The sequence below is a fragment of the Vibrio ishigakensis genome (assembly GCF_024347675.1).
Taxonomy (GTDB): Bacteria; Pseudomonadota; Gammaproteobacteria; order Enterobacterales; family Vibrionaceae; genus Vibrio; species Vibrio ishigakensis.
Genome location: NZ_AP024881.1, coordinates 2,381,136 through 2,405,344 on the forward strand (window position 1 = coordinate 2,381,136; position 24,209 = coordinate 2,405,344).

26 protein-coding genes are annotated in these 24,209 nt (G+C 46.9%); 3 read left to right on the top strand and 23 right to left on the bottom strand.

Going from position 1 to position 24,209, the window contains the following annotated elements; genetic code table 11:
* Positions 1-93: 93 nt before the first annotated feature.
* From bamB to trmJ, 18 genes are all read right to left on the bottom strand, one after another.
* A complete protein-coding gene (bamB, locus tag Pcarn_RS10875) occupies positions 94-1,254 on the bottom strand; it encodes an outer membrane protein assembly factor BamB (protein ID WP_261833892.1) in 1,161 nt (386 codons plus the stop codon).
* A 10-nt stretch (positions 1,255-1,264) separates the two neighbouring features.
* Positions 1,265-1,879 carry a YfgM family protein gene (locus Pcarn_RS10880; RefSeq protein ID WP_261833893.1) on the bottom strand — a complete coding sequence of 205 codons (615 nt, stop codon included), beginning with the start codon at positions 1,877-1,879 and terminating at the stop codon, positions 1,265-1,267.
* 12 nt (positions 1,880-1,891) lie between these two features.
* Positions 1,892-3,160 (bottom strand): histidine--tRNA ligase, encoded by a 1,269-nt coding sequence (gene hisS, locus Pcarn_RS10885; protein WP_261833894.1) that lies wholly within the window; start codon positions 3,158-3,160, stop codon positions 1,892-1,894.
* Between the two features lie 42 nt (positions 3,161-3,202).
* Positions 3,203-4,324, bottom strand: coding sequence for a flavodoxin-dependent (E)-4-hydroxy-3-methylbut-2-enyl-diphosphate synthase (ispG, locus tag Pcarn_RS10890; RefSeq protein WP_261833895.1), 1,122 nt, complete (start codon positions 4,322-4,324; stop codon positions 3,203-3,205).
* 2 nt (positions 4,325-4,326) lie between these two features.
* Positions 4,327-5,247, bottom strand: coding sequence for a RodZ domain-containing protein (locus tag Pcarn_RS10895; RefSeq protein ID WP_261833896.1), 921 nt, complete (start codon positions 5,245-5,247; stop codon positions 4,327-4,329).
* A 41-nt stretch (positions 5,248-5,288) separates the two neighbouring features.
* Positions 5,289-5,954: a type IV pilus biogenesis/stability protein PilW gene (gene pilW / locus Pcarn_RS10900; protein ID WP_261833897.1), complete on the bottom strand. Its 666-nt coding sequence runs from the start codon at positions 5,952-5,954 to the stop codon at positions 5,289-5,291.
* A gap of 52 nt (positions 5,955-6,006) precedes the next feature.
* Positions 6,007-7,137, bottom strand: coding sequence for a bifunctional tRNA (adenosine(37)-C2)-methyltransferase TrmG/ribosomal RNA large subunit methyltransferase RlmN (locus Pcarn_RS10905; RefSeq protein ID WP_261833898.1), 1,131 nt, complete (start codon positions 7,135-7,137; stop codon positions 6,007-6,009).
* Between the two features lie 150 nt (positions 7,138-7,287).
* Positions 7,288-7,716 (bottom strand): nucleoside-diphosphate kinase, encoded by a 429-nt coding sequence (gene ndk, locus Pcarn_RS10910; protein ID WP_261833899.1) that lies wholly within the window; start codon positions 7,714-7,716, stop codon positions 7,288-7,290.
* Between the two features lie 102 nt (positions 7,717-7,818).
* Entirely contained in the window at positions 7,819-9,102 is a 1,284-nt protein-coding gene (gene pepB / locus Pcarn_RS10915; RefSeq protein WP_261833900.1) for an aminopeptidase PepB, read from the bottom strand.
* A gap of 164 nt (positions 9,103-9,266) precedes the next feature.
* Positions 9,267-9,461 carry a Fe-S cluster assembly protein IscX gene (gene iscX, locus Pcarn_RS10920; protein ID WP_261833901.1) on the bottom strand — a complete coding sequence of 65 codons (195 nt, stop codon included), beginning with the start codon at positions 9,459-9,461 and terminating at the stop codon, positions 9,267-9,269.
* Positions 9,462-9,476: 15 nt separating this feature from the next.
* On the bottom strand, positions 9,477-9,815 hold the full coding sequence (gene fdx / locus Pcarn_RS10925; protein WP_261833902.1) for an ISC system 2Fe-2S type ferredoxin: 339 nt from the start codon (positions 9,813-9,815) through the stop codon (positions 9,477-9,479).
* Positions 9,816-9,826: 11 nt separating this feature from the next.
* On the bottom strand, positions 9,827-11,677 hold the full coding sequence (gene hscA, locus Pcarn_RS10930; protein WP_261833903.1) for a Fe-S protein assembly chaperone HscA: 1,851 nt from the start codon (positions 11,675-11,677) through the stop codon (positions 9,827-9,829).
* A 21-nt stretch (positions 11,678-11,698) separates the two neighbouring features.
* Complete coding sequence (hscB, locus tag Pcarn_RS10935) at positions 11,699-12,214, bottom strand: co-chaperone HscB (protein ID WP_261833904.1); 516 nt, start codon at positions 12,212-12,214, stop codon at positions 11,699-11,701.
* 62 nt (positions 12,215-12,276) lie between these two features.
* On the bottom strand, positions 12,277-12,600 hold the full coding sequence (iscA, locus tag Pcarn_RS10940) for an iron-sulfur cluster assembly protein IscA (protein WP_261833905.1): 324 nt from the start codon (positions 12,598-12,600) through the stop codon (positions 12,277-12,279).
* 46 nt (positions 12,601-12,646) lie between these two features.
* Complete coding sequence (gene iscU, locus Pcarn_RS10945) at positions 12,647-13,030, bottom strand: Fe-S cluster assembly scaffold IscU (RefSeq protein WP_261833906.1); 384 nt, start codon at positions 13,028-13,030, stop codon at positions 12,647-12,649.
* Between the two features lie 33 nt (positions 13,031-13,063).
* Positions 13,064-14,278, bottom strand: coding sequence for an IscS subfamily cysteine desulfurase (locus Pcarn_RS10950; protein WP_261833907.1), 1,215 nt, complete (start codon positions 14,276-14,278; stop codon positions 13,064-13,066).
* A 25-nt stretch (positions 14,279-14,303) separates the two neighbouring features.
* Positions 14,304-14,801 (bottom strand): Fe-S cluster assembly transcriptional regulator IscR, encoded by a 498-nt coding sequence (iscR, locus tag Pcarn_RS10955; RefSeq protein WP_261833908.1) that lies wholly within the window; start codon positions 14,799-14,801, stop codon positions 14,304-14,306.
* Positions 14,802-14,912: 111 nt separating this feature from the next.
* The gene (gene trmJ, locus Pcarn_RS10960) at positions 14,913-15,644 is read right to left on the bottom strand and encodes a tRNA (cytosine(32)/uridine(32)-2'-O)-methyltransferase TrmJ (RefSeq protein WP_261833909.1); all 732 of its coding nucleotides are present in this window, start codon (positions 15,642-15,644) and stop codon (positions 14,913-14,915) included.
* A gap of 185 nt (positions 15,645-15,829) precedes the next feature.
* On the opposite strand from trmJ, the gene suhB reads away from it, so the two are divergent.
* On the top strand, positions 15,830-16,633 hold the full coding sequence (gene suhB / locus Pcarn_RS10965; RefSeq protein WP_261833910.1) for an inositol-1-monophosphatase: 804 nt from the start codon (positions 15,830-15,832) through the stop codon (positions 16,631-16,633).
* 72 nt (positions 16,634-16,705) lie between these two features.
* Here the strand turns inward: suhB and glmM are convergent, their stop codons facing one another.
* The 4 genes from glmM to rlmE form a co-directional block, all read right to left on the bottom strand.
* On the bottom strand, positions 16,706-18,046 hold the full coding sequence (gene glmM, locus Pcarn_RS10970) for a phosphoglucosamine mutase (RefSeq protein WP_261835674.1): 1,341 nt from the start codon (positions 18,044-18,046) through the stop codon (positions 16,706-16,708).
* A 14-nt stretch (positions 18,047-18,060) separates the two neighbouring features.
* Positions 18,061-18,891 carry a dihydropteroate synthase gene (gene folP, locus Pcarn_RS10975; RefSeq protein WP_261833911.1) on the bottom strand — a complete coding sequence of 277 codons (831 nt, stop codon included), beginning with the start codon at positions 18,889-18,891 and terminating at the stop codon, positions 18,061-18,063.
* Positions 18,892-18,953: 62 nt separating this feature from the next.
* Complete coding sequence (gene ftsH / locus Pcarn_RS10980; protein WP_261833912.1) at positions 18,954-20,900, bottom strand: ATP-dependent zinc metalloprotease FtsH; 1,947 nt, start codon at positions 20,898-20,900, stop codon at positions 18,954-18,956.
* Positions 20,901-20,987: 87 nt separating this feature from the next.
* Entirely contained in the window at positions 20,988-21,617 is a 630-nt protein-coding gene (gene rlmE / locus Pcarn_RS10985) for a 23S rRNA (uridine(2552)-2'-O)-methyltransferase RlmE (protein WP_261833913.1), read from the bottom strand.
* A 139-nt stretch (positions 21,618-21,756) separates the two neighbouring features.
* Between rlmE and yhbY the strand changes: the two genes are divergently transcribed.
* On the top strand, positions 21,757-22,053 hold the full coding sequence (gene yhbY, locus Pcarn_RS10990) for a ribosome assembly RNA-binding protein YhbY (protein WP_261833914.1): 297 nt from the start codon (positions 21,757-21,759) through the stop codon (positions 22,051-22,053).
* A gap of 52 nt (positions 22,054-22,105) precedes the next feature.
* On the opposite strand, the gene greA is transcribed toward yhbY, so the two are convergent.
* Positions 22,106-22,579 (bottom strand): transcription elongation factor GreA, encoded by a 474-nt coding sequence (gene greA / locus Pcarn_RS10995; protein WP_261833915.1) that lies wholly within the window; start codon positions 22,577-22,579, stop codon positions 22,106-22,108.
* Between the two features lie 509 nt (positions 22,580-23,088).
* On the opposite strand from greA, the gene Pcarn_RS11000 reads away from it, so the two are divergent.
* Positions 23,089-24,135, top strand: coding sequence for a porin (locus Pcarn_RS11000; RefSeq protein WP_261833916.1), 1,047 nt, complete (start codon positions 23,089-23,091; stop codon positions 24,133-24,135).
* Positions 24,136-24,209 lie beyond the last annotated feature (74 nt).

Sequence of the window (24,209 nt, forward strand, 5' to 3'; positions counted from 1 at the left end):
GACCTCAAAAACTGAAACTGTTCTATTTTATAAACAACAAAAGGCTCTTGACTGTCACCAGCCAAGAGCCGAACGTGAATCATATCACAGATCTTAGTTGATCTTTAACTTCTTAACACTGCCATTTCGAGTGACAATTAAAAATCCGTCATCAAGCTCGATAGGTGCCACGGCAAAACCGCTGTCGTGTTCTTGCTGCTGAGCAATGAAATCACCACTGCGACGATCTAGCCAATGTAGATAACCTTCGCTATCACCAACGACTAGCTTGCCATCAATGACTGCAGGTGGCGTTAGCAAACGGTATTCAAGCTCACGGTTCTCCCAAAGCTCGGTACCACTGCGTGCATCTACAGCAACAATGTAGTCTTTATCTGTGATTAGGTAGATATTACGGCCATCGGTGGCCATATCTTGCGCAGATGAGTAGTTACGCTTCCACGCTGGCGCACCAGAGCGAAGATCGATAGCTACAAGTTGACCATTGATACCAACGGTATACAGCATGCCACCGATGATCAGAGGTTTAGCATCTGAATCAACAAGACGGTCGATCTCAGTCGCACCTTTAGGTGTACCTACAGGTTGCTGCCAGATCATCTGGCCACGCTCAACGATAGCGGCTGCAAGGCGACCATTTGCGGTGCCCCAGAATACACCACCAGATAAAGCAACTGGAGAGCTAGTGCCTCGTAGAGTAAGAGTTGGCACCTCAGTACTTACGGTCCATGCTTCGTTGCCTGTCTCTTCATCTAGGGCAACAAGCGCACCGCGAGATGTGTGTACTAGCACTAGGTTGGAGTCGGTTTCCGGTACAGATAGAACCTCGCCATCTACCTTAACGCGCCACTTCTCTTCACCCGTTTCGGCATCTAGAGAGATCATCTCGCCGTTTTCACTACCGATAAACAGCTGACCGTAAGACGCATTGATGCCACCAGATAGGCGAGCAGGTACATCTTTTTCAAGATCCACAGACCAGATTTCTTTACCTGACTCAGGGTCTAGTGCTGCAACCTCACCGTCACGGCTTGCTACAAATACCTTGTCATACGCAAAAGTAGGAGTGAGTTTAGAATAGTACTGGCCAACGCCATCACCGACAGAGGTGGACCATTCCTGAGTGGGTGTGAATTCACTTTGCACTACAGGAACCGGAGCCATCACGATAGTATCTTCTTCGCTAGCACAACCCACGATACCTAGCGCAATACTCGCAATTAACGCGCGTCCTAGCCACTTTCTGTTTGCCATCTACTAAACCTTACTTCGCTAGGTCATCAAGCTTAAGTTGCAGCGTTTGGCTCGCATCTGCTGCCTGCTGTGCTTCGGTATACGCTGTGTAAGCGCCTTCTTTGTCACCGTTGCGCAGTAGAAGGTCACCTTTCAGCTCAGCCATGCGACCTTCCCAACCTTCAGCTTTCGCCGCTTCTAGGTCAGCAAGTGCGCCATCAATGTCGCCCATTTCCGCTTTCACGCGTACCGCGCGAATAGCTAGAACTGGTGCAATCGCAGTATCTTTAGTATTTGCTTTCGCCCACTCTAGCTGTTTCAATGCTTCTGCATAGTTGGCTTCAGCTACTTGAACCTGAGCTAGTTGCATTGCAGCCAGAACCGCGTATTCACGATCAGAGTTGCTATCGATAAAGCTTTGTACTTGATCGGCTGCAGCAACACCTTGAGTTTGAAGTGTTTGAACTGCCGAGTTATAAGCAACTGATGCTGCTTCTTGGCCTTCAACCACAGAATCTTGATAGTAGCGCCAGCCAAATAGGCCGCCTAGGCCAATTACTGCGCCCAAAATTACGGCTTTACCGTTCTCTTGCCACCAATCCTTAATGGCTTCAACTTGTTGTTCTTCGCTATCGTACAGTTCCACGACAGATCCTCTTTATAGTAATTTTTGTAATTGAGACACAAGCTCGTCTTGTGCAACCGTAGATTGCTCGCCACCTTTAAGGTCTTTCACAACTACGTTGTTTTGCTCAACTTCGTTCTCGCCAAGCACTAATGCTACGTGAGCACCCACTTTATCTGCACGCTTAAACTGTTTCTTAAAGTTACCGCCACCGAAGTGGTTCATTACACGTAGCTCTGGAAGTTGTTCACGTAGAGATTCAGCCAGCTTCATACCTGCCATTAGCGTGCCCTCACCGGCCGTAACAACATAGACATCAACCGCTGGACGAACATCATCAAGCTCTAAGGTTTCAAGCATAAGCACTAGACGCTCTAGGCCCATTGCAAAACCAACTGCATTCGTTGGCTTACCACCAAGCTGCTCAACTAGACCATCGTAGCGACCACCGCCACAAACAGTACCTTGTGAGCCAAGGCTCTCGGTGATCCACTCAAATACAGTGCGGTTGTAGTAGTCCAAACCACGTACTAGACGCTCATTAACTTGGTATTCGATTCCAGCAGCGTCAAGAAGTTCACACAAACCTGCAAAGTGCGCTTTAGATTCTTCATCTAGGTAGTCAGATAGACGTGGTGCATCACCTAGGATGGCTTGTACATCTGGGTTCTTGGTATCAAGAACGCGCAGTGGGTTGGTGTGCATACGACGCTTGCAGTCTTCATCTAGGATATCGATGTGCTGCTCTAGGAACTCGATTAGCGCTACGCGGTAGTTGGCACGAGCTTCAAGAGAACCGATAGAGTTAAGCTCAAGGCGAACGTGCTTATCGATGCCGAGCTCACGCCATAGACGCGCAGTCATCATAATAAGTTCAGCATCCACATCAGGACCGTCGATACCGAACACCTCTACACCGCATTGGTGGAACTGACGGTAACGACCTTTCTGAGGACGCTCGTGACGGAACATTGGGCCCATGTACCATAGGCGCTGTTCTTGGTTGTAAAGCAGACCATTTTGAATACCCGCACGAACACAACCTGCAGTACCTTCTGGACGAAGAGTCAGGCTGTCACCGTTACGGTCTTCAAAGGTGTACATCTCTTTTTCAACTACGTCGGTCACTTCACCGATAGCGCGACTGAACAGGTTCGTCATCTCAACGATAGGCATACGTACTTCACTATAGCCGTATGCGCTTACAACACGTTTAACCGTAGATTCCACCTTCTGCCAAAGTGGAGACTGAGTTGGGAGGCAGTCGTTCATGCCTCGGATTGCTTGAATAGTTTTAGCCACTATAAATTACCGTATCGAGTCAGAGCTTATGCTCTGAGACTATTATTCTTGAATATCGTTGATGTCGATTCGCTGTGCAGGATCCAACTGACTCGCTTTAGCGCGAATCTTAGCTTCCAGTTGGTCAATCATCTGCTCGTTGTCGAATCGCTCTTTTTGACGCTTACCGTCAAGGTAGAAGGCACTCTTTTTATTACCACCAGCAACGCCCATATGTGAGACTTCCGCTTCACCTGGTCCGTTTACTACACAACCGATGATAGACACATCCATAGGGGTGATGATGTCTTCAAGACGCTCTTCTAGTGCGTTAACCGTGCCGATCACGTCAAACTCCTGACGTGAGCAGGTTGGGCATGCAATAAAATTGATGCCACGAGAGCGAATACGCAGAGATTTCAGGATATCGAAACCTACCTTTACCTCTTCCACTGGGTTTGCCGCTAGTGAAATACGTAGTGTATCGCCGATACCTTCAGCGAGAAGCATGCCTAAGCCTACCGACGACTTCACTGCACCCGCGCGAGCACCGCCCGCTTCAGTAATGCCAAGGTGTAGAGGTTGGTCGATCTTGTTTGCTAGTAAGCGATATGAATCCACTGCAAGGAATACATCTGACGCTTTCACGCTTACCTTGAACTGGTCAAAGTTAAGACGGTCTAGGATATCTACGTGACGCATCGCTGACTCAACCAGAGCAGCCGCCGTTGGCTCACCGTATTTCTCTTGGATATCTTTCTCAAGAGAACCACCGTTAACACCGATACGGATCGGAATGTTCTTGTCACGAGCACAATCAACCACTGCGCGGATTCGGTCTTCTTTACCGATATTACCTGGGTTGATACGCAGACAGTCCACACCGTATTCCGCCACTTTTAACGCGATGCGGTAATCAAAGTGGATGTCAGCAACAAGCGGTACATTCACCTGCTGTTTGATCTGCTTGAACGCTTCAGCGGCGTCCATGGTAGGTACAGATACACGAACAATGTCCGCACCAACCTTCTCAAGCGCGCGGATCTGAGCCACGGTTGCGTCAACATCCGTGGTACGGGTATTTGTCATTGACTGAACAGCGATCGGCGCACCATCGCCGACCGGAACATCACCAACGTAGATACGCGTCGAAGGACGACGCTTAATAGGAGATTCCTGATGCATAATTACTCTGCAGTGAAACGTGCAACTTTGCCCGCAGTATACCCAGAAAGGTCGAAGGGTTCACCCGAAATTGACAGAGAAGCGGCCTCTGGAGCACCAACTACGAACTTAAATGGCCCCTGGCCTTCAAGTTCTAGAGTTTGACCTGCTTTCATAACCCCGGTAGATAGGGTTTTGCCATTCACATCTTGGATTTGAATCCAGCAATCAGCGCTAAAGCTCATCGAGATTGCAGGCGGGACTTCTGCTGGAAGCTGTACTGGTGTCTCGGCTACTTGAGGCTCTTGTTCCATTACTTCCGGTTCAATTGCAGGCTCTTGGTTTGCAACCTCAGCGCCTGAAGCCACAGATTCTAGTTCAGAGACAACTGCGTTTGATGCTTCTACGGCTTCTTGTTGGTCTAGTAACTCAGCTTGTTCAGCTAATTCTGGTTCTATACTGGCAGGGTCAAACTCTTCAACCTGAGGAGCCACTTCTACTACAACGGTATCCACGTTTTGCTCGTTCTGATACCACCACACAGCAGAGATACCCACGATAACCACAAAGATGCCCCAAGTGAGCTTCATGATATTGTTATCATGCTTCTTCTTCTGAGTGCCTTGAGAAAAGCTCTGCATATCTTGCTCTGCACTCTTGCCTACGCCTAAGCTATCGAATGCGTCCAATACTGACTTCTCATCCACACCCACCAACTTGGCATAAGAGCGAATATAGCCACGAGTGAAGGTATGAACCTGACCTATTTGAAAGTCGTTAGCTTCGATGCTCTCGATGATGGCAACGCGAAGACGCAGTCTGTCGGCCACCTCTCGAACGCTGAGTCCCAAAGACTCACGCTTAACTCGAAGCATCTCGCCGAGCATAGGGGTAGGATTTTCTGAAGTACTTGCTGTATCTGTATTAGTCGAATCTGTGCTCATTTTCTCTAAAACTTTTTCTGAAGTCCGAAGGAGCAGCTGAACTATGTTTGCTCGGCAGTCAATGTCTGCCTTAGCTGTTCAATCTCTGCGGTCATTCCGACTCGAATTTGAATTCTGTCTAGTCTCTGTTTTGCTTGCTCTAAATGACCAAAACGAATGGCCAACTTAACAAGCTCAATATCACTGCGATAACGGTTTGGTTGATGCTGCAAAGACTTAATAAAAAAGCCCTCTGCCCTTTGCCACTGCTCCATTTTCAATGCGCAGAGGCCGGAGTTTTCATAACTCGCTGCAACCTGGCTATAGCCATCTAGTTGTATCGCTTTATCAAATTGTTGCAACGCCTCGGAGTAGCGATGCTGACGACATAAAAAGACGCCAAAATCATTTAGTAGATCGCCATCATAGGGTGAGAGTCTTAGTGCTCTTTGATACCAATCTTCAGCCTGGTTAGTCTCTGAAACTTGTTGATAATAATAGGCTATTGCAGACGCGGCACGAACATATTTCGGCGCATATTGAAGTGCGAGATCTAAATTTTGCTTTGCCCTGACAGTATCGTTCGCTTTGAGGTAGCTCAAACCCAGTTCGATACGTGCGTCGGCAGCTAAGAGGGGGTCAAATTTCGCGTTTCCATCTGCTCTTTTCACTGTAACACAGCCTAAGCAGAGACTGAGGAAAAAAAGTGTGATCGATGCTTTAAACATAGGGTTCTCCGGCGTTGCGCCAAAGAACCCAAACCCTTTTATGAAACTCGTTTTATAGAGTTTTTACTGGGATATCACCCTGCACACTCTCTTCAGAGCGAGCTTTTTGAGTACGCTTGGTACGGTCGATAACATCGCCCACTAGCTGACCACAAGCTGCATCGATATCATCACCGCGGGTCTTACGTACCGTCACAGTGTAATCGTATTGCATCAAGGTCTTCATGAAGCGGTCGATACGTGAGTTACTTGGCTTCTTATAAGGTGAGCCAGGATATGGGTTAAATGGAATCAAATTGATCTTAGCTGGGGTATCTTTCAGCAGTTCTGCGAGTTGTCTCGCATGCTCCATATCATCGTTTACATGGTCTAGTAGGATGTACTCGACAGTTACCTTACCTCGGTTTGCGTTTGAAGATGCAATATAACGACGCACAGAAGCTAGGAACTCTTCGATATCCCAACGATCGTTAATTGGCATAATCTGGCTGCGCAATTCATCAGTAGGTGCGTGTAGAGAAATAGCTAGCGCAACATCGATATTGCCAGTCATCTGGTCAAGACCCGATACTACGCCCGACGTTGAGACTGTCACGCGACGCTTTGATAGACCAAAGCCAAGATCATCAAGCATGATCTCAAGGGATGGCATCAGGTTCTTCATGTTAAGCAGTGGCTCCCCCATGCCCATCATTACCACGTTGGTAATTGGGCGACGACCTGTCTCTTTCTCAAGACCAATCTCACGGGATGCACGCCAGATCTGACCTACGATTTCAGACACGCGTAGGTTACGATTAAAGCCCTGCTGCGCCGTTGAACAGAATTTACATTCCAGTGCACAGCCTACTTGAGAGGAAACACACAAGGTTGCACGATCACCATCTGGGATATACACGGTTTCAACGTCTTGATCGCCAACGCGCATCGCCCACTTGATGGTGCCATCATTTGAGTACTGAGCTTCAGATACATAAGGTGCACGGATCTCGGTAAGACGCTGCAATTTTTCACGCAACTTCTTGTTGAGGTTAGTCATTTTCTCGAAGTCATCACAACCAAAGTGATACATCCACTTCATTACTTGATCGGCGCGAAACGCCTTCTCGCCTAGCTCATCGGCAAAGTACTTGCGCAGCCCTTGGCGGTCAAAATCAAGTAGGTTAACTTTTGCTTGGGTCATGGTGCCTCTCAACGACAAACAACAAATCTTGGGGCGCGAATTGTACAGCCTTTGTGCAATTACAACAAGTGATATGTGATCGTGATCTTATGTTACAGGCATAAAAAATCCCAGCCTGAGCTGGGATGATTCTCCATACAAAACCTAGGGTTATGGTCTTGCGTGCACCTCTGAAGGTGGGAAGAAGAACTCGATCTCACGCGCTGCAGACGCCGGGCTGTCTGAGCCATGTACTGAGTTGTGACGCATGCTCAAAGCATAGTCTGCACGGATAGTGCCACAGGCTGCTTCTTCTGGGTTGGTTTTACCCATCAACTCACGGTAGCGAGTGATAGCATCTTCACCTTCCAGTACCTGAACCATGATAGGACCAGAGGTCATAAACTCTTTAAGTGCGTCGAAGAAAGGCTTGCCTTCATGCTCCGCATAGAAGCCACTCGCTTGCTCTTCATTTAGGTGCACCATCTTTGCACCTACAACGCGCAATCCAGCCGCTTCAATGCGTTGGTAGATAGCGCCAATTAGGTTACGTTTCACAGCGTCGGGCTTAATGATGGAAAATGTTCTTTCTATCGCCATTTTATTTCCTTATCGCGTTTTTATTATTGTCTTGGTTTTGCCAAATCAGGCTTCCAAATATGGGCTCAAGAGCGAGCCCATGATCACAATCGAATCTATTTATTATTGGCTAACCAATAGGTTAGCTAGGGTGCGGATACCTGTACCTGTACCGCCTGCTGACCATTTGTCGTTTGCAGACTTACGGTAGGTTGCCGCGCAGTCAAAGTGCAGCCAGCCTTGCTTGTAGTCTTCTACAAAGTAAGACAAGAAAGCCGCAGCCGTTGATGCACCCGGTACATAGTCGCCTGTGCTGATGTTAGATAGATCAGCAAAGTTTGATGGCAGCATACCGCGGTGGAAGTCAGCCAATGGCAGTTGCCATAGACCTTCACGCTCTTCCTGAGCACAAGCAAGCGCTTGCTCTGCCAGAGCATCATCGAAGCTAAACAGCGCATGGTAGTCATTACCAAGTGCATTCTTAGCCGCACCGGTTAGAGTTGCACAGTCGATGATAAGTTCAGGGTTTTGTTCGCTAGCGTAGATCAGGCCATCCGCTAGGACTAATCGGCCCTCAGCGTCGGTGTTCATGATCTCAACGGTTTTACCATTCTTATAGGTGATGATGTCGCCAAGCTTGAGTGCACGACCCGAGATCATATTTTCTGCACAACAAAGGATCAGCTTCACGCGCTTATCAAGACCACGAATGATAGACAGACCAAGACCGCCAGTGATGGTTCCTGCACCACCCATGTCCGCCTTCATTGCGGTCATAAAACCAGATGGCTTGATGCTGTAACCGCCTGAGTCAAAGGTGATGCCTTTACCTACTAGACACGCCATTACTGGAGCTTCAGGGTCGCCAGTTGGGTTGAAATCCAGTTGCAGCATAGCTGAAGTGCGCTCAGAGCCGCGACCTACAGCATAGATACCTTCCCAACCTTCGGTCAGTAGATCTTTATCTTTTACGATGCGATAAGTCACGTGATCCGGTGCCAGTGATTTGATGAACTCACCAGCCATAGTCGCTAGTTGACGCGGTGCTACTTCTTCTGCGCTCTTGTTGATGATATCGCGAGTCCAGTTAGCAACCTTGATGCGACCTTCAAGTTCAACTTGGTCAGCTTCTGCAAGTGCTTGCCACTCAAGCTGGTTGTTTTTCTTAGCGTTACGGTAGCCTTGTTGGAAAGACCAGATCTCTTCTAGACCCCAGCCCTCACCAACTAATGAAGTTTGCTTGATGCCTTGAGCGTCTAGCTTGCGCCCAGCTTTTTGAATTGCGCCTTGATCGTGGCCTTTACCGATATGAATGGTTGCGCTCTCACCATCAAAAGAAAGAATCGCATTTGCGCCCCAGTGGGCGGCGGCTTGTTCGGTAGACAATTTAACTTGCATTGTAGACATGACTTCTCCTTGCCTTCTACTTTTATAATTATGTGGAGCCGAGGCTCCAAGGGGGTTAACCCATTATGATCAATTAAATCATTATGCCTAGACTAGTTTTCAAAAACATAAAAATCGGGCATGAAAGCCCGATTTTTATTAAATAACTGTTAACTCACTAACAATTAGTCTGCTTCGTCCATCCAGCACAGAATAATAGCCTCGAGAATTTTCTCATTACAGTGGTTTGGGTCATCTTCGAACTCTTCTAGATTCATTACCCAATCACGCAGATCCGTAAAGCGTACCGTCTTAGGGTCTACCTCTGGAAACTGCTCACTCAGCTCAATGGCTATGTCACGACTATCAATCCATTTCATGACTCTGTTCCTCGTTTAGTGGTCTTCTGAAGCGTGGTTCAGCGTGTATTTAGGGATCTCTACCACTAGGTCTTCGTCAGCTACCATAGCCTGACAACCTAGGCGAGATTCCGGCTCCAAGCCCCACGCTTTATCTAGCATATCGTCTTCTAGCTCTTCACTCTCTTCAAGAGAATCAAAGCCTTCACGGATAACCACATGACAAGTAGTACATGCACAGGATTTCTCACACGCATGCTCAATACCGATACCGTTTTTCAGAGCGACGTCTAGTACGCTCTCACCAGTTTCAGCTTCAAGTACCGCGCCCTCTGGGCACAACTCTTCATGTGGCAATACAACAATCTTAGGCATTTTCTTATTCTCTAAATATCATCTACTGATTGACCAGACAGAGCCTGACGAATCGATTTATCCATACGACGAGAGGCAAAATCTTGGCTAGCGTTATCCGCTTTCTTGATGCCCTCTTCAATAGCGTCTGCATCGTGACCGTTGCGAAGCTCGATCAATTGCTCAATCGCTTTAAGTAACTCGGCGCGCTCTTGCTCGGAAAGAAGCTCGTCACCATCTTGCTGCATAGCGGCAATCAGGCCTTCGATTACTCGGTCAGCTTCTACACGCTGCTCAGCCAGTGCGCGAGCCTGCATATCTTCTTTCGCGTGAGTCATAGACTCTTTTAGCATGTTCGCTACTTCGTCATCGCTAAGACCGTAAGATGGTTTCACCTGGATCTCAGCATTAACGCCAGTGCTCTTCTCCATTGCCGTTACTGACAATAGACCATCGGCATCCACCTGATAGGTCACACGAATGTGCGCAGCACCTGCAGCCATTGGCGGAATACCTTTCAGAGCAAACTTAGCCAGAGAGCGACCGTCATCGACCATCTCACGCTCGCCTTGCACTACGTGCACAGTCATGGCCGTTTGACCATCCTTAAAGGTAGTAAACTCTTGCGCACGGGCCACAGGAATCGTGGTGTTACGCGGGATGATCTTCTCAACCAAACCACCCATGGTTTCGATACCAAGGGAAAGTGGGATCACATCAAGTAGTAGCATCTCTGAATCAGGCTTATTACCCGCTAGGATATCCGCCTGAATAGCTGCGCCGATAGCGACAACTTCATCAGGATTAATACTGGTTAATGGAGTGCGACCAAAGAAGTCACCTACCATTTCACGAACTAGAGGTGTGCGGGTTGAACCGCCAACCATAACTACTTCAAGCACTTCATCGTTATCGATACCCGCATCTTTTACAGCGCGACGACAAGACATCAAAGTGCGCTTAACTAGCGGACGAATCAGCTCTTCAAACTGATCGCGAGATACACTGCCAGTCCAATCAAGTACAGATACTTCAGCGACGTCTTGACTAGATAAATCAATTTTCGCTTGAGTAGCAGCGTTAAGCAGAGCTCGAGTTTGCTGTGGAGTCAGGGTTTCAAGTCCCATCTCACTTTGTAAGTGCTCAGCCAAAAGGTGGTCAAAATCATCGCCACCTAGCGAAGAGTCACCACCGGTTGATAGCACCTCGAACACCCCGCGTGACAGACGCAGGATTGAAATATCAAAGGTACCGCCACCAAGGTCATATACCGCAATTACGCCCTCTTGACCTGAATCTAGACCATAGGCGATTGCTGCAGCGGTTGGTTCATTAAGAAGACGCAATACATTTAAACCTGCCAGCTTAGCCGCATCTTTGGTGCCAGCACGCTGAGCATCGTCAAAGTAAGCAGGAACCGTGATAACCACACCCGTCAGTTCGCCACCTAAAGTATCTTCAGCGCGTTTTGCCAAAGACTTAAGGATGTCAGAAGAAACCTCAATTGGATTCTTGTCACCTTGAGCAGTGCGAAGCAGAGGTAGCCCATTGTCGCTGATCTGCAAATCATACGGCAGATTAGGGAATCGTTGCTGTACGTCAGTTGCAGAGCGACCAAGTAAACGCTTCACCGAGATAATCGAGTTGACTGGATCTGCCTCAGCAGAAGCCAAGGCATTATGGCCCACTACAATTTCTTCAGACTGATAATGCACTGCAGAAGGCAAGATAGCGCGACCGCTTTCATCAAGCAGGGTCGAGGCTTCGCCACTACGCACGGTAGCGACCAATGAATTTGTAGTACCTAGGTCGATACCAGCAGCAAGTCTATGCTCATGAGGGGCAGAGCTTTGACCTGGCTCTGCAATTTGAAGTAATGGCATGTGCTTCCTTTTGTTAAACGACTAGCCCATCAAACGGTCTTCGAGTCGTTCAATCTCTACATTTAGTTTTTCAATAAATTTCAGCTTTCGAACGCTATCGGCAGCTTGCTCCCAAGCTTGCTCTTCTAGCTGCTGTTGTACCAACTTCAGTTGTTGTTTATGCATTTTCGACACTTTGCCTGAAAAATCAAACAACTGTTCTTCTGCATCACTGCTAGAACCTATATCTTCAAGCTCTTCACGCAATTCCATCTGTTGCATTAAGAACATAGGATCTTGCAAGGTCTGTTGTTCAGCACGGATATCAACACCATTCTCTGAAAGCAGGTATTCGGCGCGAGTGATAGGATTCTTCAGTACCTGATAAGCATCGTTGATGGTCGCTGCCTTTTGCACCGCCATAAGGCGATCACGCTCCGACGCGGTTGCGAAGTTGTCAGGGTGAAAGCGACGTTGGAGTTCGCGAAATTGAGAAGAAAGAAGGCTACCATCCAGCTCAAACTGCGTTGGTAGCCCAAAAAGTTCAAAGTGATTCATCTGGTTTCTCTGCATCGAGATACAAAAGAAGGGGGGAATAAATTCCCCCTGCTTAACTCGGATTAAACGTTGAAGCTCTCGCCACAACCACATTCGCCCTTGGCGTTAGGGTTGTTGAACTCAAATCCTTCGTTAAGTCCTTCTTTCACATAATCAAGCTCAGTACCATCAAGATAAACTAGGCTCTTGGCATCGATTATCACTTTCACGCCTTTATGCTCAAATACACTGTCTTCTTCGTTTAGTTCATCAACGAATTCAAGCACATAAGCCATGCCCGAACATCCCGTGGTCTTCACTCCTAGACGTAAGCCAATACCTTTGCCTCGACTGTCCATGAATGCTTGCACGCGGTCTGCTGCGGTTTGTGTCATTGTGATGGCCATACTACAACCTTATTTTCCTGAAACTGGGGAGCGAACTCCCCAACTATTACTCTTGATGTTTCTTTTTGTAATCCGATACAGCTGCTTTAATAGCGTCTTCTGCAAGGATTGAACAGTGGATCTTCACTGGTGGTAGCTCTAGCTCTTCCGCAATTTCAGCGTTCTTGATCGCTGCTGCTTCATCTACAGTCTTACCTTTAACCCACTCAGTTACGAGTGAGCTAGATGCGATAGCACTACCGCAACCATAGGTCTTAAACTTCGCGTCTTCGATGATGCCTTCTGGAGTCACCTTGATTTGAAGTTTCATAACGTCACCACATGCTGGTGCGCCAACCATACCACTACCTACATTTGGATCTTCTTTATCGAACGACCCAACGTTGCGTGGATTCTCGTAATGATCAATTACTTTTTCACTGTAAGCCATAATAAATTCCTCTAATCCTCAACTTCCTTGGAATTAATGATGTGCCCACTCAACGGTGTCCAGATCAATCCCTTCTTTAAACATGTCCCAAAGCGGAGACATATCACGTAGTTTGGTCACTGCTTCGCGGATTTGTGCCGCTGCATAATCAACTTCTTCTTCAGTGGTGTAACGACCGAATGAGAAGCGAACCGAGCTGTGTGCTAGTTCATCGTTAAGACCTAAAGCGCGCAGTACATAAGATGGCTCAAGGCTTGCTGAAGTACATGCCGAACCCGAAGATACTGCTAGGTCTTTTAGTGACATTAGTAGCGATTCGCCCTCAACGAAAGCAAAGCTCACGTTTAGGTTGTGCGGTACACGCTGCTCAAGGTCACCGTTAATTGTTACTTCTTCTAGGTCTTTGATTTGGTCTAGAAGACGGTTACGCAGGCTAAGTGCGTGCTGGTAATCTTTTTCCATGTCTTCTTTTGCTACACGGAATGCTTCACCCATACCCACGATTTGGTGAGTTGGAAGCGTACCAGAACGGAAACCTCGCTCATGACCACCACCGTGCATCTGTGCTTCAAGACGGATACGAGGCTTACGACGAACGTAAAGTGCGCCAATACCCTTAGGACCATACGCTTTGTGCGCAGACAATGAAATTAGATCAACCTTAGTTTCTTGTACGTCGATCGGCAGTTTGCCCGCTGATTGAGCCGCATCCACATGGAATACGATCTTACGCTCACGGCATAGTTCGCCGATCGAGTTGATATCTTGAATAACGCCGATTTCGTTGTTCACGTGCATGATAGATACCAGCACAGTGTCTTCACGCATTGCGTCTTTAAGCTTGTTTAGGTCAATGATGCCGTTCGCTTCTGGCTCTAGGTAAGTTACCTCGAAGCCTTCACGTTCTAGTTGACGACATGGGTCAAGAACGGCTTTATGCTCAGTCTTGCTAGTGATGATGTGCTTGCCTTTCTTCGAGTAGAAGTTTGCAGCACCTTTAATAGCAAGGTTATCAGATTCAGTTGCACCCGAGGTGAATACGATCTCACGTGGGTCTGCATTTAGAAGGTCAGCAATCTGCTCACGAGCCGTATCCACAGCTTCCTCTGCTTGCCAACCAAAGCGGTGCGAGCGAGATGCAGGGTTACCGAAAGTACCATCCATAGTCATAAACTGGACCATCTTCTGCGCAACGCGCTCATCAACTGGGCAGGTTGCAGAATAGTCTAAATAAATAGGCAGTTTCATATTTACTCCAAGTAAAACTGTTGCTCTATGAGCGGACGTTGATACCAATAGTTTCAGAGATAGAAGGAACTGCGTGGTTCGCTGCTAGCTCCATATCTTGACGTCCTGAAATTTCGAGAACTTCGTTATCCAACATCAACTCACCAAGGGTGATGTTGTTTAAAAAATCACTAATGCGGGAGCTTAAATCACGCCATAGGGTGTGCGTCAAACACCTAGCGCCTCCCTGACAATCTGCTTTTCCATTACAGCGAGTCGCCTCTACTGATTCATCTACGGCTGAAATGATAGTACCGATCGCAATAGTATCAGCCGTTTTACCCAGGTTATAACCACCACCCGGGCCTCGTACACTCGCCACTAGGCCAGCTTTACGTAACTTGGAAAACAGTTGTTCCAAATAGGAAAGAGATATACCCTGACGCTCCGAAATGTCCGCTAGCGGAACTGGGCCGTGCTGAGAATGCAATGCTACATCAAGCATGGCTGTTACGGCATATCTTCCTTTAGATGTAAGCTTCATATCACACTCTTTCCGATTCACTGAATACGGGAAGTCTCCCATACCCGACAAAAACGGTCAAGTATTTATTTGACTAATTTACTCAGGTATTTAACCATTTTGCTAGCATGGTTATTTTTTGTCCGCAATCGACTTCTGAACCGAGCTCAGAACACCCCTAAGGATATTCAACTCTTGCGCCTCTGGGCGTGCGCGACTGAACAGACGTTTTAGCTTATTCATAACCTGAGTAGGTTTGTCCTCAGAGATAAACTGGGTATCGAGCAGTACCTTTTCAAGGTGCTCGTAAAACATTTGTAGTTCACCGTGTCTGGCATACTCTGGCTGAGCTTGCTCTGGGTAGGCTGCTTGCTGGTGTTCAAGAAAGGCCATACGGATTTCATAGGTAAGGGTTTGTACTGCCATGGCTAGGTTTAGCGAGCTGTATTCTGGGTTAGCTGGGATACAAACATGATACTGGCAGATCTGAAGCTCTTCATTAGTAAGACCTGTACGCTCACGACCGAATACTAGTGCTACCGGTGCGCTTTGTCCTTCTTGGACAAACTTAATACCGCACTCTCTTGGTTCGAGCATGGGCCAGTCCAAGGTACGTGATCGAGCACTTGAACCCACTACCAGTGCACAATCAGCTACCGCCTGTTCAAGGGTCTCAAACACTCGGGCATTCTTTACTACATCATCTGCCCCTGCCGCCAATGCCATACTCTGCTCATCTACCTCACATTGAGGTGCGACTAACACTAGTTGTTTTATGCCCATCACCTTCATAGCTCTCGCTGCAGAGCAAATATTTCCTGGGTGAGAGGTTCCAACAAGTACGACTTTGACTTGGTTTAGCATCTTGGTTTCCTTGAACTTTGAAATCGAGGGAATGTTAGCACAATCAATATGCACAAGTGACCGCTAAATACCCACATGACCCAACCAAATTCGTTTCGAATAAAAAATAACCACTTCCCTTTTATGGAATTCTTGCTTATACTCCGCACCGCTTTAGTTCTTTAACATCCGTTGGGTATATAAATATGCATCCTATGCTGAATATTGCTATTCGCGCTGCGCGAAAAGCAGGCAATCATATTGCTAAATCTCTAGAAAACGCTGACAAAATCGAAACATCTCTAAAAGGCACTAACGATCTAGTGACCAACGTAGATAAAGAAGCCGAGTACTTAATCATTGATACGATTAAAGCTTCTTACCCTGATCACAGCATCATTGCAGAAGAGTCTGGCCTTCAACAAGGTAAAGACGACGCTGTACAATGGATCATTGACCCACTGGATGGCACCACTAACTTCGCTAAAGGTCTTCCACACTTCTCTGTATCAATCGCAGTTCGTATTAACGGTAAAACTGAGGTTGCATGTGTTTATGACCCAATGCTTAACGAGCTATTCACTGCACAACGCGGTGCTGGCGCTCAGCTAAACAACTCTCGTATCCGTGTTAAGCAGCTTAAAGACCTTCAAGGTACTGTGCTAGCGACAGGTTTCCCATACAAGCAAAAGCAACACTCAGAATCTTACTTCAAGATCATGAGTTCTCTATTTAACGACGTATCTGATTTCCGTCGCACTGGCTCTGCAGCTCTTGACCTATGCTACCTAGCGGCTAACCGTGTAGATGGTTTCTTCGAGCTTGGTCTTAAACCATGGGACATCGCTGCAGGTGAGCTGATCGCTCGTGAAGCTGGTGCGATTCTAACTGACTTTGCAGGCGGTACTGATTACCTGAAATCAGGTAACGTAGTTGGTTCAAGCGCACGTGGCGTTAAGGGTATCCTTAAGCACATCCGCGAACACGGCAATGAAGCTCTACTAAAATAAAAGCTAGGCAGAAATAGTAGCTTGCCGAATTTGAATATAAAAAAATGGTCACCTAGGTGACCATTTTTTGTTTTAGCAGTTTTCTTTAACCACATCGGCGATTCGATTCGCCAAGGCTAGCACTAGCTCGCCATCTTCACCTTCAACCATAACTCGGATAAGTGGCTCTGTACCTGACTTACGCAGAAGTACGCGACCTTTATCGGCAAGTTCAGTCTCAGCATCGATAACCGCCTGCTTAACAATGTCTAGCTCCATTGGGTTAGTATCACCACTAAAGCGCACGTTTACCAACTCTTGTGGATATAGCGTCATACCTTGAGATAGGTCGAACAGGCTCATGTTACTACCCACGATTGAAGCTAGCACCTGAAGCGCAGCAACAATAGCATCACCGGTAGTTACCTTATCAAGTAGGATAACATGGCCTGAGTTTTCGGCACCGATCTTCCAACCCTTCTCAACCAGTTGCTCCATTACATAACGGTCACCAACGGCGGCACGAGAGAACGGGATACCCAGTTGCTTAAGGCCATTTTCCATACCTAGGTTGGTCATCAGAGTACCTACAACGCCACCTTTTAGCTCACCACGACGCAGTGCATCGCGAGCAATGATATACGCGATCTGGTCGCCGTCTACCTTGTTACCCTTGTGGTCAACCATGATGATGCGGTCACCGTCACCATCAAACGCTAAACCTAGATCCGCTTTCTCTTCAACAACACGTTTTTGTAGAGCGCGAACATCGGTAGCACCCACTTCTTTGTTGATGTTAAGACCGTCAGGTTCACAACCCATTAGCACCAGCTCAGCACCTAGCTCTTTAAACACGCTAGGAGCGATGTGGTAGGTTGCGCCATGAGCACAATCCACAACGATCTTTAGAGAAGCTAAGCTCTCATGATGTGGGAAGGTGCTCTTACAGAATTCGATGTAACGACCCGCCGCATCGTTTAGACGAGATGCCTTACCAAGCATTGCCGATTCCACACACTCGATGTCTTTATCAAGTTCCGCTTCAATGGCTAGCTCGATATCGTCAGGAAGCTTAGTACCTTCAGATGAGAAGAACTTAATACCGTTGTCGTAGTATGGGTTGTGCGACGCAGAGATAACGATACCTGCCTCAGCACGGAAGGTTTGAGTTAGATAAGCAACCGCTGGCGTTGGCATAGGACCAGTGAAGGTCGCCTTTAAACCTGCAGCAGCAAGACCGGCTTCAAGAGCGGACTCAAGCATATAGCCAGAGATACGAGTATCTTTACCAATAATAACTTTCTTGGTGCCTTGCTTTGCCAAAACTCGGCCAGCCGCCCAACCTAGCTTGAGTACAAAGTCAGGAGTGATTGGGTATTGACCCACCTTGCCACGGACACCATCGGTGCCAAAATAACGTCTCTTCGACATAATTAATAACCTAGTCTTTATTGTAATTTGTGCATGAAGTTTACGATCTTCACTGCATCCACTGTTTGTTCAACATCATGAACACGAATTATCTGTGCGCCCTTTTGCGCTGCGATTACCGCGCAGGTAATACTACCCGCCAAAGTCTCTGCTGGCGTCTTATCAAGCAACTTAAAAATCATAGATTTGCGCGACATACCTGCCAAGATAGGTAGCCCAAATTGATGGAATTTTTCTAGCTGCTGTAGAAGTTGATAGTTATGCTCAAGCGTCTTTCCAAAGCCAAATCCAGGGTCAAGAATCAGCTTACTCTTATCGATTCCTACCTCAGCACAGGCTCGAATGCGCTTCTCTAGAAACTCACCCACATCTTCCAGTAGGTCGTCATATTGCGGATTGCTCTGCATAGTGCGGGGTTGTCCTTGCATATGCATTAAACAAATAGGAAGTCTTGTATCTGCGGCTACTTGAAGAGCATTAGGCTCTTGCAAGGCTCGAACATCGTTGATGATGTCTGCACCTGCTTCTGCTGCCTGCTTCATTACCTCAGCTTTGCTGGTATCGATAGAAATCCAAACATCCGAAACCGCACGCAACGCCTTGATCACTGGGATCACACGCTCGAGTTCTTCTTCAAGAGCAACATCTGGCGCTCCCGGACGTGTAGACTCGCCGCCGATATCGATTATGGTCGCACCATAAGCAATCATCTGCTTGGCATGCTCAATAGCTGCATCAATACGATTAAACTTACCGCCATCAGAGAAGGAGTCTGGAGTCACGTTAAGGATGCCCATCACCTGAGGTGTTGAGAGGTCCAGAGTTTTAGAGTTATTGGTCAGTATCATAGTTTTGAAGGGAATATACGGAAAAACCCCGAGCGAGCTCGGGGTTTTTAATTTACGACGGATTATTCAGATTCTTTATCTGCAGACTCTGATTTCGCAGGTTCAGCATCGGCCTTCTTCTCAGCCTCTGCATCTGGCTTAGTTTCGGCCTTTGGCGCCTCTTCTGGCTGCTCAACTGGCTTACTTACTTCGCCCCAGCCCGCTGGTTCACGGATAACTTCTTTACGTTCCATTAGGTCGTCAATCTGACCTGCATCAATGGTTTCGTACTTCATCAACGCATCTTTCATGGCGTGCATGATATCCATGTTTTCTTCAAGGATTTGACGTGCACGAGCGTAGTTGCGGTCGATAATTTGGCGAATCTCATCGTCGATCAGTTTGGCTGTATCATCAGACATATGTTTAGTCTGAGTAACGCTACGTCCTAGGAACACCTCACCCTCTTCTTCTGCATACAGAAGTGGACCAAGCTTGTCTGAGAAGCCCCACTGAGTAACCATCTTACGAGCAATGTCAGTTGCACGTTCGATATCGTTAGATGCACCGGTAGAAACCTTGTCTTTACCGTAGATTAGCTCTTCCGCTAGACGACCACCGTACAGGCTAGAAACCATAGACTCTAGGTGCTGGCGGTTCATGCTGATGCGGTCTTGCTCAGGTAGGTACATAGTCACACCAAGAGCACGGCCACGAGGAATGATAGATACCTTATAAACTGGGTCATGCTCTGGCACTAGACGACCGATGATGGCGTGGCCAGCTTCGTGGTATGCAGTCGACTCTTTGATGTCGTCTGTCATTACCATAGAGCGGCGCTCTGCACCCATCATGATCTTGTCTTTCGCCTGCTCGAACTCGACCATAGAAACGTTGCGCTTGTTGCCGCGAGCAGCAAATAGAGCAGCTTCGTTCACTAGGTTAGCGAGGTCAGCACCAGAGAAACCTGGAGTACCACGAGCAATCAGAGAAGGCTCAACGTCACCTGCTAGAGGTACTTTGCGCATGTGAACCTTAAGGATTTGCTCACGACCACGAACGTCTGGTAGTCCAACTACAACCTGACGGTCGAAACGGCCAGGACGCAATAGCGCAGGGTCAAGTACGTCTGGACGGTTAGTCGCAGCGATAACTATGATACCTTCGTTACCTTCGAAGCCATCCATCTCAACCAGCATTTGGTTAAGTGTTTGTTCACGTTCATCGTGACCACCACCAACACCAGCGCCACGTTGGCGACCTACGGCATCGATCTCATCGATGAAGATGATACAAGGCGCCGCTTTCTTCGCTTGGTCGAACATGTCACGTACACGTGACGCACCCACACCAACAAACATCTCTACGAAGTCAGAACCTGAGATAGTAAAGAATGGAACCTTAGCTTCGCCTGCGATGGCTTTCGCAAGAAGGGTTTTACCTGTACCAGGAGGACCAACAAGAAGAACACCCGTAGGGATCTTACCGCCCAGTTTCTGGAATCGGCTTGGGTCGCGAAGATAATCTACAAGCTCTTTTACATCCTCTTTTGCTTCGTCACAGCCTGCGACGTCAGAGAATAGGGTCTTGATTTGTTCTTCGCTCATCATGCGCGCTTTAGATTTACCGAACGACATGGCACCTTTGCCACCGCCGCCTTGCATCTGACGCATGAAGAAAATCCACACACCAATAAGAAGAATCATCGGGAACCAAGAGATGAAGATGGTTCCAAGCAGGCTCTGCTCTTCTGGTGGAGTACCTGTTACTTTAACGTTTTGGTTGATAAGGTCATCAAGCAACTTGGTGTCGTACACAGGCATGTACGTCACATTTCGTGAGTTATCACTACGATAGAAAACAATTTCTTTATCGTTGATTTTTGCTTCACGAATCTGGCCTTGGCCAACTTCCTGTATGAATGTGGTGTAATCCACAGTTTTTCCGTTACTGTCTCCAGGGCCAAAGCTCTGGAATACGGACATTAATACTACAGCTATCACTAGCCACAGGATTAAATTTTTTGCCATGTCACTCAAGGTGTAAGCCTCTCGATAACTAATTGTAATTAAAGGTAGATTACTACAGTTTAGAACGTGTAGCTAGATTGTTAAATGTTAGCCTTTGTAGCCAGTTGCAACAACGTATACCTCACGGGAACGTGCTCGCGATGAGTCAGGTTTACGTATCTTCACAACCTTGAACATGTCTCTGCATTCCTTGACGTACTGGTCGAAGCCTTCGCCTTGGAATACCTTAACTACAAAGCTACCATTTGGTGCTAGAACTTGTCGACACATATCGAGGGCAAGTTCAACCAAATACATTGCTCTTGGTTGATCTACAGACGAATTGCCTGCCATATTTGGAGCCATGTCAGACATTACTACGTCAACCATGTCCGGTTGGATTCTCTCAAGTAGTGCATCAAGCACAGATTCTTCTCGAAAGTCACCCTGCAAGAATGCCACACCAGCTATGGAATCCATAGGCAAAATGTCGCAGGCTATGACTTGCCCCTCATCCCCAACAATTTTTGCTGCGTATTGAGACCAGCCGCCTGGTGCAGAGCCCAAGTCCACTACTGTGTGACCCGGTTTTATCAGCTTATCTTTCTCTTGGATTTCATCAATCTTAAAGAAAGCGCGAGAGCGATAGCCCTTTTTTCTCGCTTCATTAGCGTAGATATCGTCAAAATGCTCCTTCAGCCAACGGCCAGAACTTGCAGATCGTTTTTGTTTACTCATTAAATTCCCAGAATTCAGTGTTTTTTCTATCCCTATTAGCTTTATTAAAGGCTAATAAATCACTTGGGTATAGTCTTGATACAGATATGAAGCTAAAATAGGATTTTTCAACCCTTTAAACTAAGAATTTGGCCGCGATATGAACCTAAGCACCAAACAAAAGCAGCACCTAAAAGGCCTAGCACACAACCTTAAGCCGGTTGTGCTAATGGGCGCAAATGGATTGACAGAGGCTGTTCTAGCGGAAATCGAAATCGCTCTCGACCATCATGAACTGATCAAGGTAAAAGTTGCTTCAGAAGATCGTGAGACTAAAAACCTAATCATCGAAGCTATCGTTCGTGAGACTGGCGCAGAAAAAGTACAGACTATTGGTAAGACCCTAGTTCTGTATCGTCAGACCGAAGATCGCAAGATTGAACTTCCTCGCAAATAATCGCGACGGTAAGAAGAGAAAAGGCTGCGTAATGCAGCCTTTTTGATATCTATTAGATATATTCGACTTGTTCGATTTCGAAGTCTTTTACACCACCCGGAGTAGTGATAGTCACTTCATCGCCTTCCATTTTACCGATCAGACCACGAGCAATTGGTGAGCTTACAGAGATACGACCAAGCTTAATTTCAGCCTCATCATCACCAACGATTTGGTATTTGAACTCTTCTTCAGTATCAACGTCGATAAGGGTTACGGTAGTACCGAAGATTACCTTGCCGGTGTTATCCATCTTAGTTACATCGATAACCTGAGCAACAGATAGCTTGTATTCGATATCACGAATTTGTGCTTCACAGATGCCTTGCTCTTCACGAGCTGCATGGTACTCTGCGTTCTCTTTTAGGTCACCCAGCTCACGCGCTTCTGCGATAGCCACAGAGATTTGTGGACGAAGCTTTAGCAAGCGATCGAGTTCTTCTTTTAGTTTCTGCTCGCCACGAACAGTCATAGGTACTTTTTGCATAATAACCTCTATGTCCAAGCTAAATTAGGACAACAAAAAACCTATCGAGCGGAGTGCTCAATAGGCGAATATTCAATTGGAATGCTTCAATTGTATCGAAAACAGTAAAAATTTTCACCTAAATTCATCTGTGCAACCAAGTTCAGTTTCGTGACATCAATCACATCTAAATCACTGATTAACTGCGTGTTTTTTAATCTAAACTATAAAAACTACTAAACAACTCACTATTCACTGATTTTTATAACAACAACTAACCTATTGAAATGGTTGAATATAGCCACCCACACAAACCTTTAGATCCAAAAAGTTCCATATCTTTACATCATTTTACTTCCGACCCCTTACTGATCTAGGTCAAAATCCTTCAACGGAACGATTCTGGTTACGCATTAAACGTTACGAATAACAATAACTTAGTAACGCGCCTGACTCACTGATTCGGATTCGGGAAATTTTAGGGCACAGTGAACACGCCCATTTATGGACAAAACTTTTAGGATTTGGAAATGAACAAGAAAATCATTGCGCTAGCAGTTGCTGCAGCGGCATTCGGTACTCAAGCATCTGCTGTTGAGCTTTACAACAACGACGGCACAACTTTCGCTGTAGGCGGTCACGTAACTGCTGCTATCCAGGGTTCTGAAGAAAATGACCCAACAGTAGAAGCTGTATCTCCTCGTATTAACTTCAACGCTACTCAAGACCTTGGCCACGGCTTCACTGCTGACGCTAAAGGTGAGTGGGCGATGAACATGCTAGAAGGTGGTGACAACACATTCACTACTCGTCTAGGTTACATCGGTGTTTCTCATGACACATTCGGTCGCGCAGTAGCTGGTACTCAGTGGTCTCCATACTACGACGTTGCTGGTGTAGCTGATATGCCAATCGCTTTCGCGAACGACTTTCTATACGACAACCATGGCAAACTAGGTACTGGCCGTGCAGACAAGATGGTTTCTTACCGCAATGGTGTTGACCTAGGTTCTGTAGGTCTTAACTTCGGTCTAGGTTGGCAGGGTGACAACTCTGAGTCATTCAACGCTCTTGATCCAAATGCTGACGCAGGTAACTACGGTGACCGTATTCAAGTAGCTGTTTCTGCTGACGTTGCTGGTTTCTCTGCAGGTTACGTTTACAACACAGGTGACGTTGACTTCTCTCCACTTACTGGCGTAACTGGTGGCACGAAAGACGCTAACTCTCACGCGTTCTCTGCTAAGTACGGTTCTTACGGTAACGGCCTATACATCGCTGGTGTATACGCAATGAACGAATACATGAACATTGCTGGCGGTGAAGCACTAGCTGAGACTTCTGCTTACGAATTCCTAGCAGCTTACGCTCTATCTAACAGCCTAAACCTTTCTGTTAACTACGAAGGTGTAGAAAACGACGCAGATAACCTAACTGTTCGCAGCGAAATGGCTATCCAAGCTGAGTACAACTTCACTAACAGCTTTGTTGGCTTCGCTGGTTACCAAATCGACCTAGGTGATGACTACTCAGACGACGATAACAAGTACTCTGTTGGTGTTCGTTACTACCTATAATGGTATAACCACCTAAGTTCTATCGAAAAACACCTGCCTTTTGGCGGGTGTTTTTGTTTATACTGGCAACATAT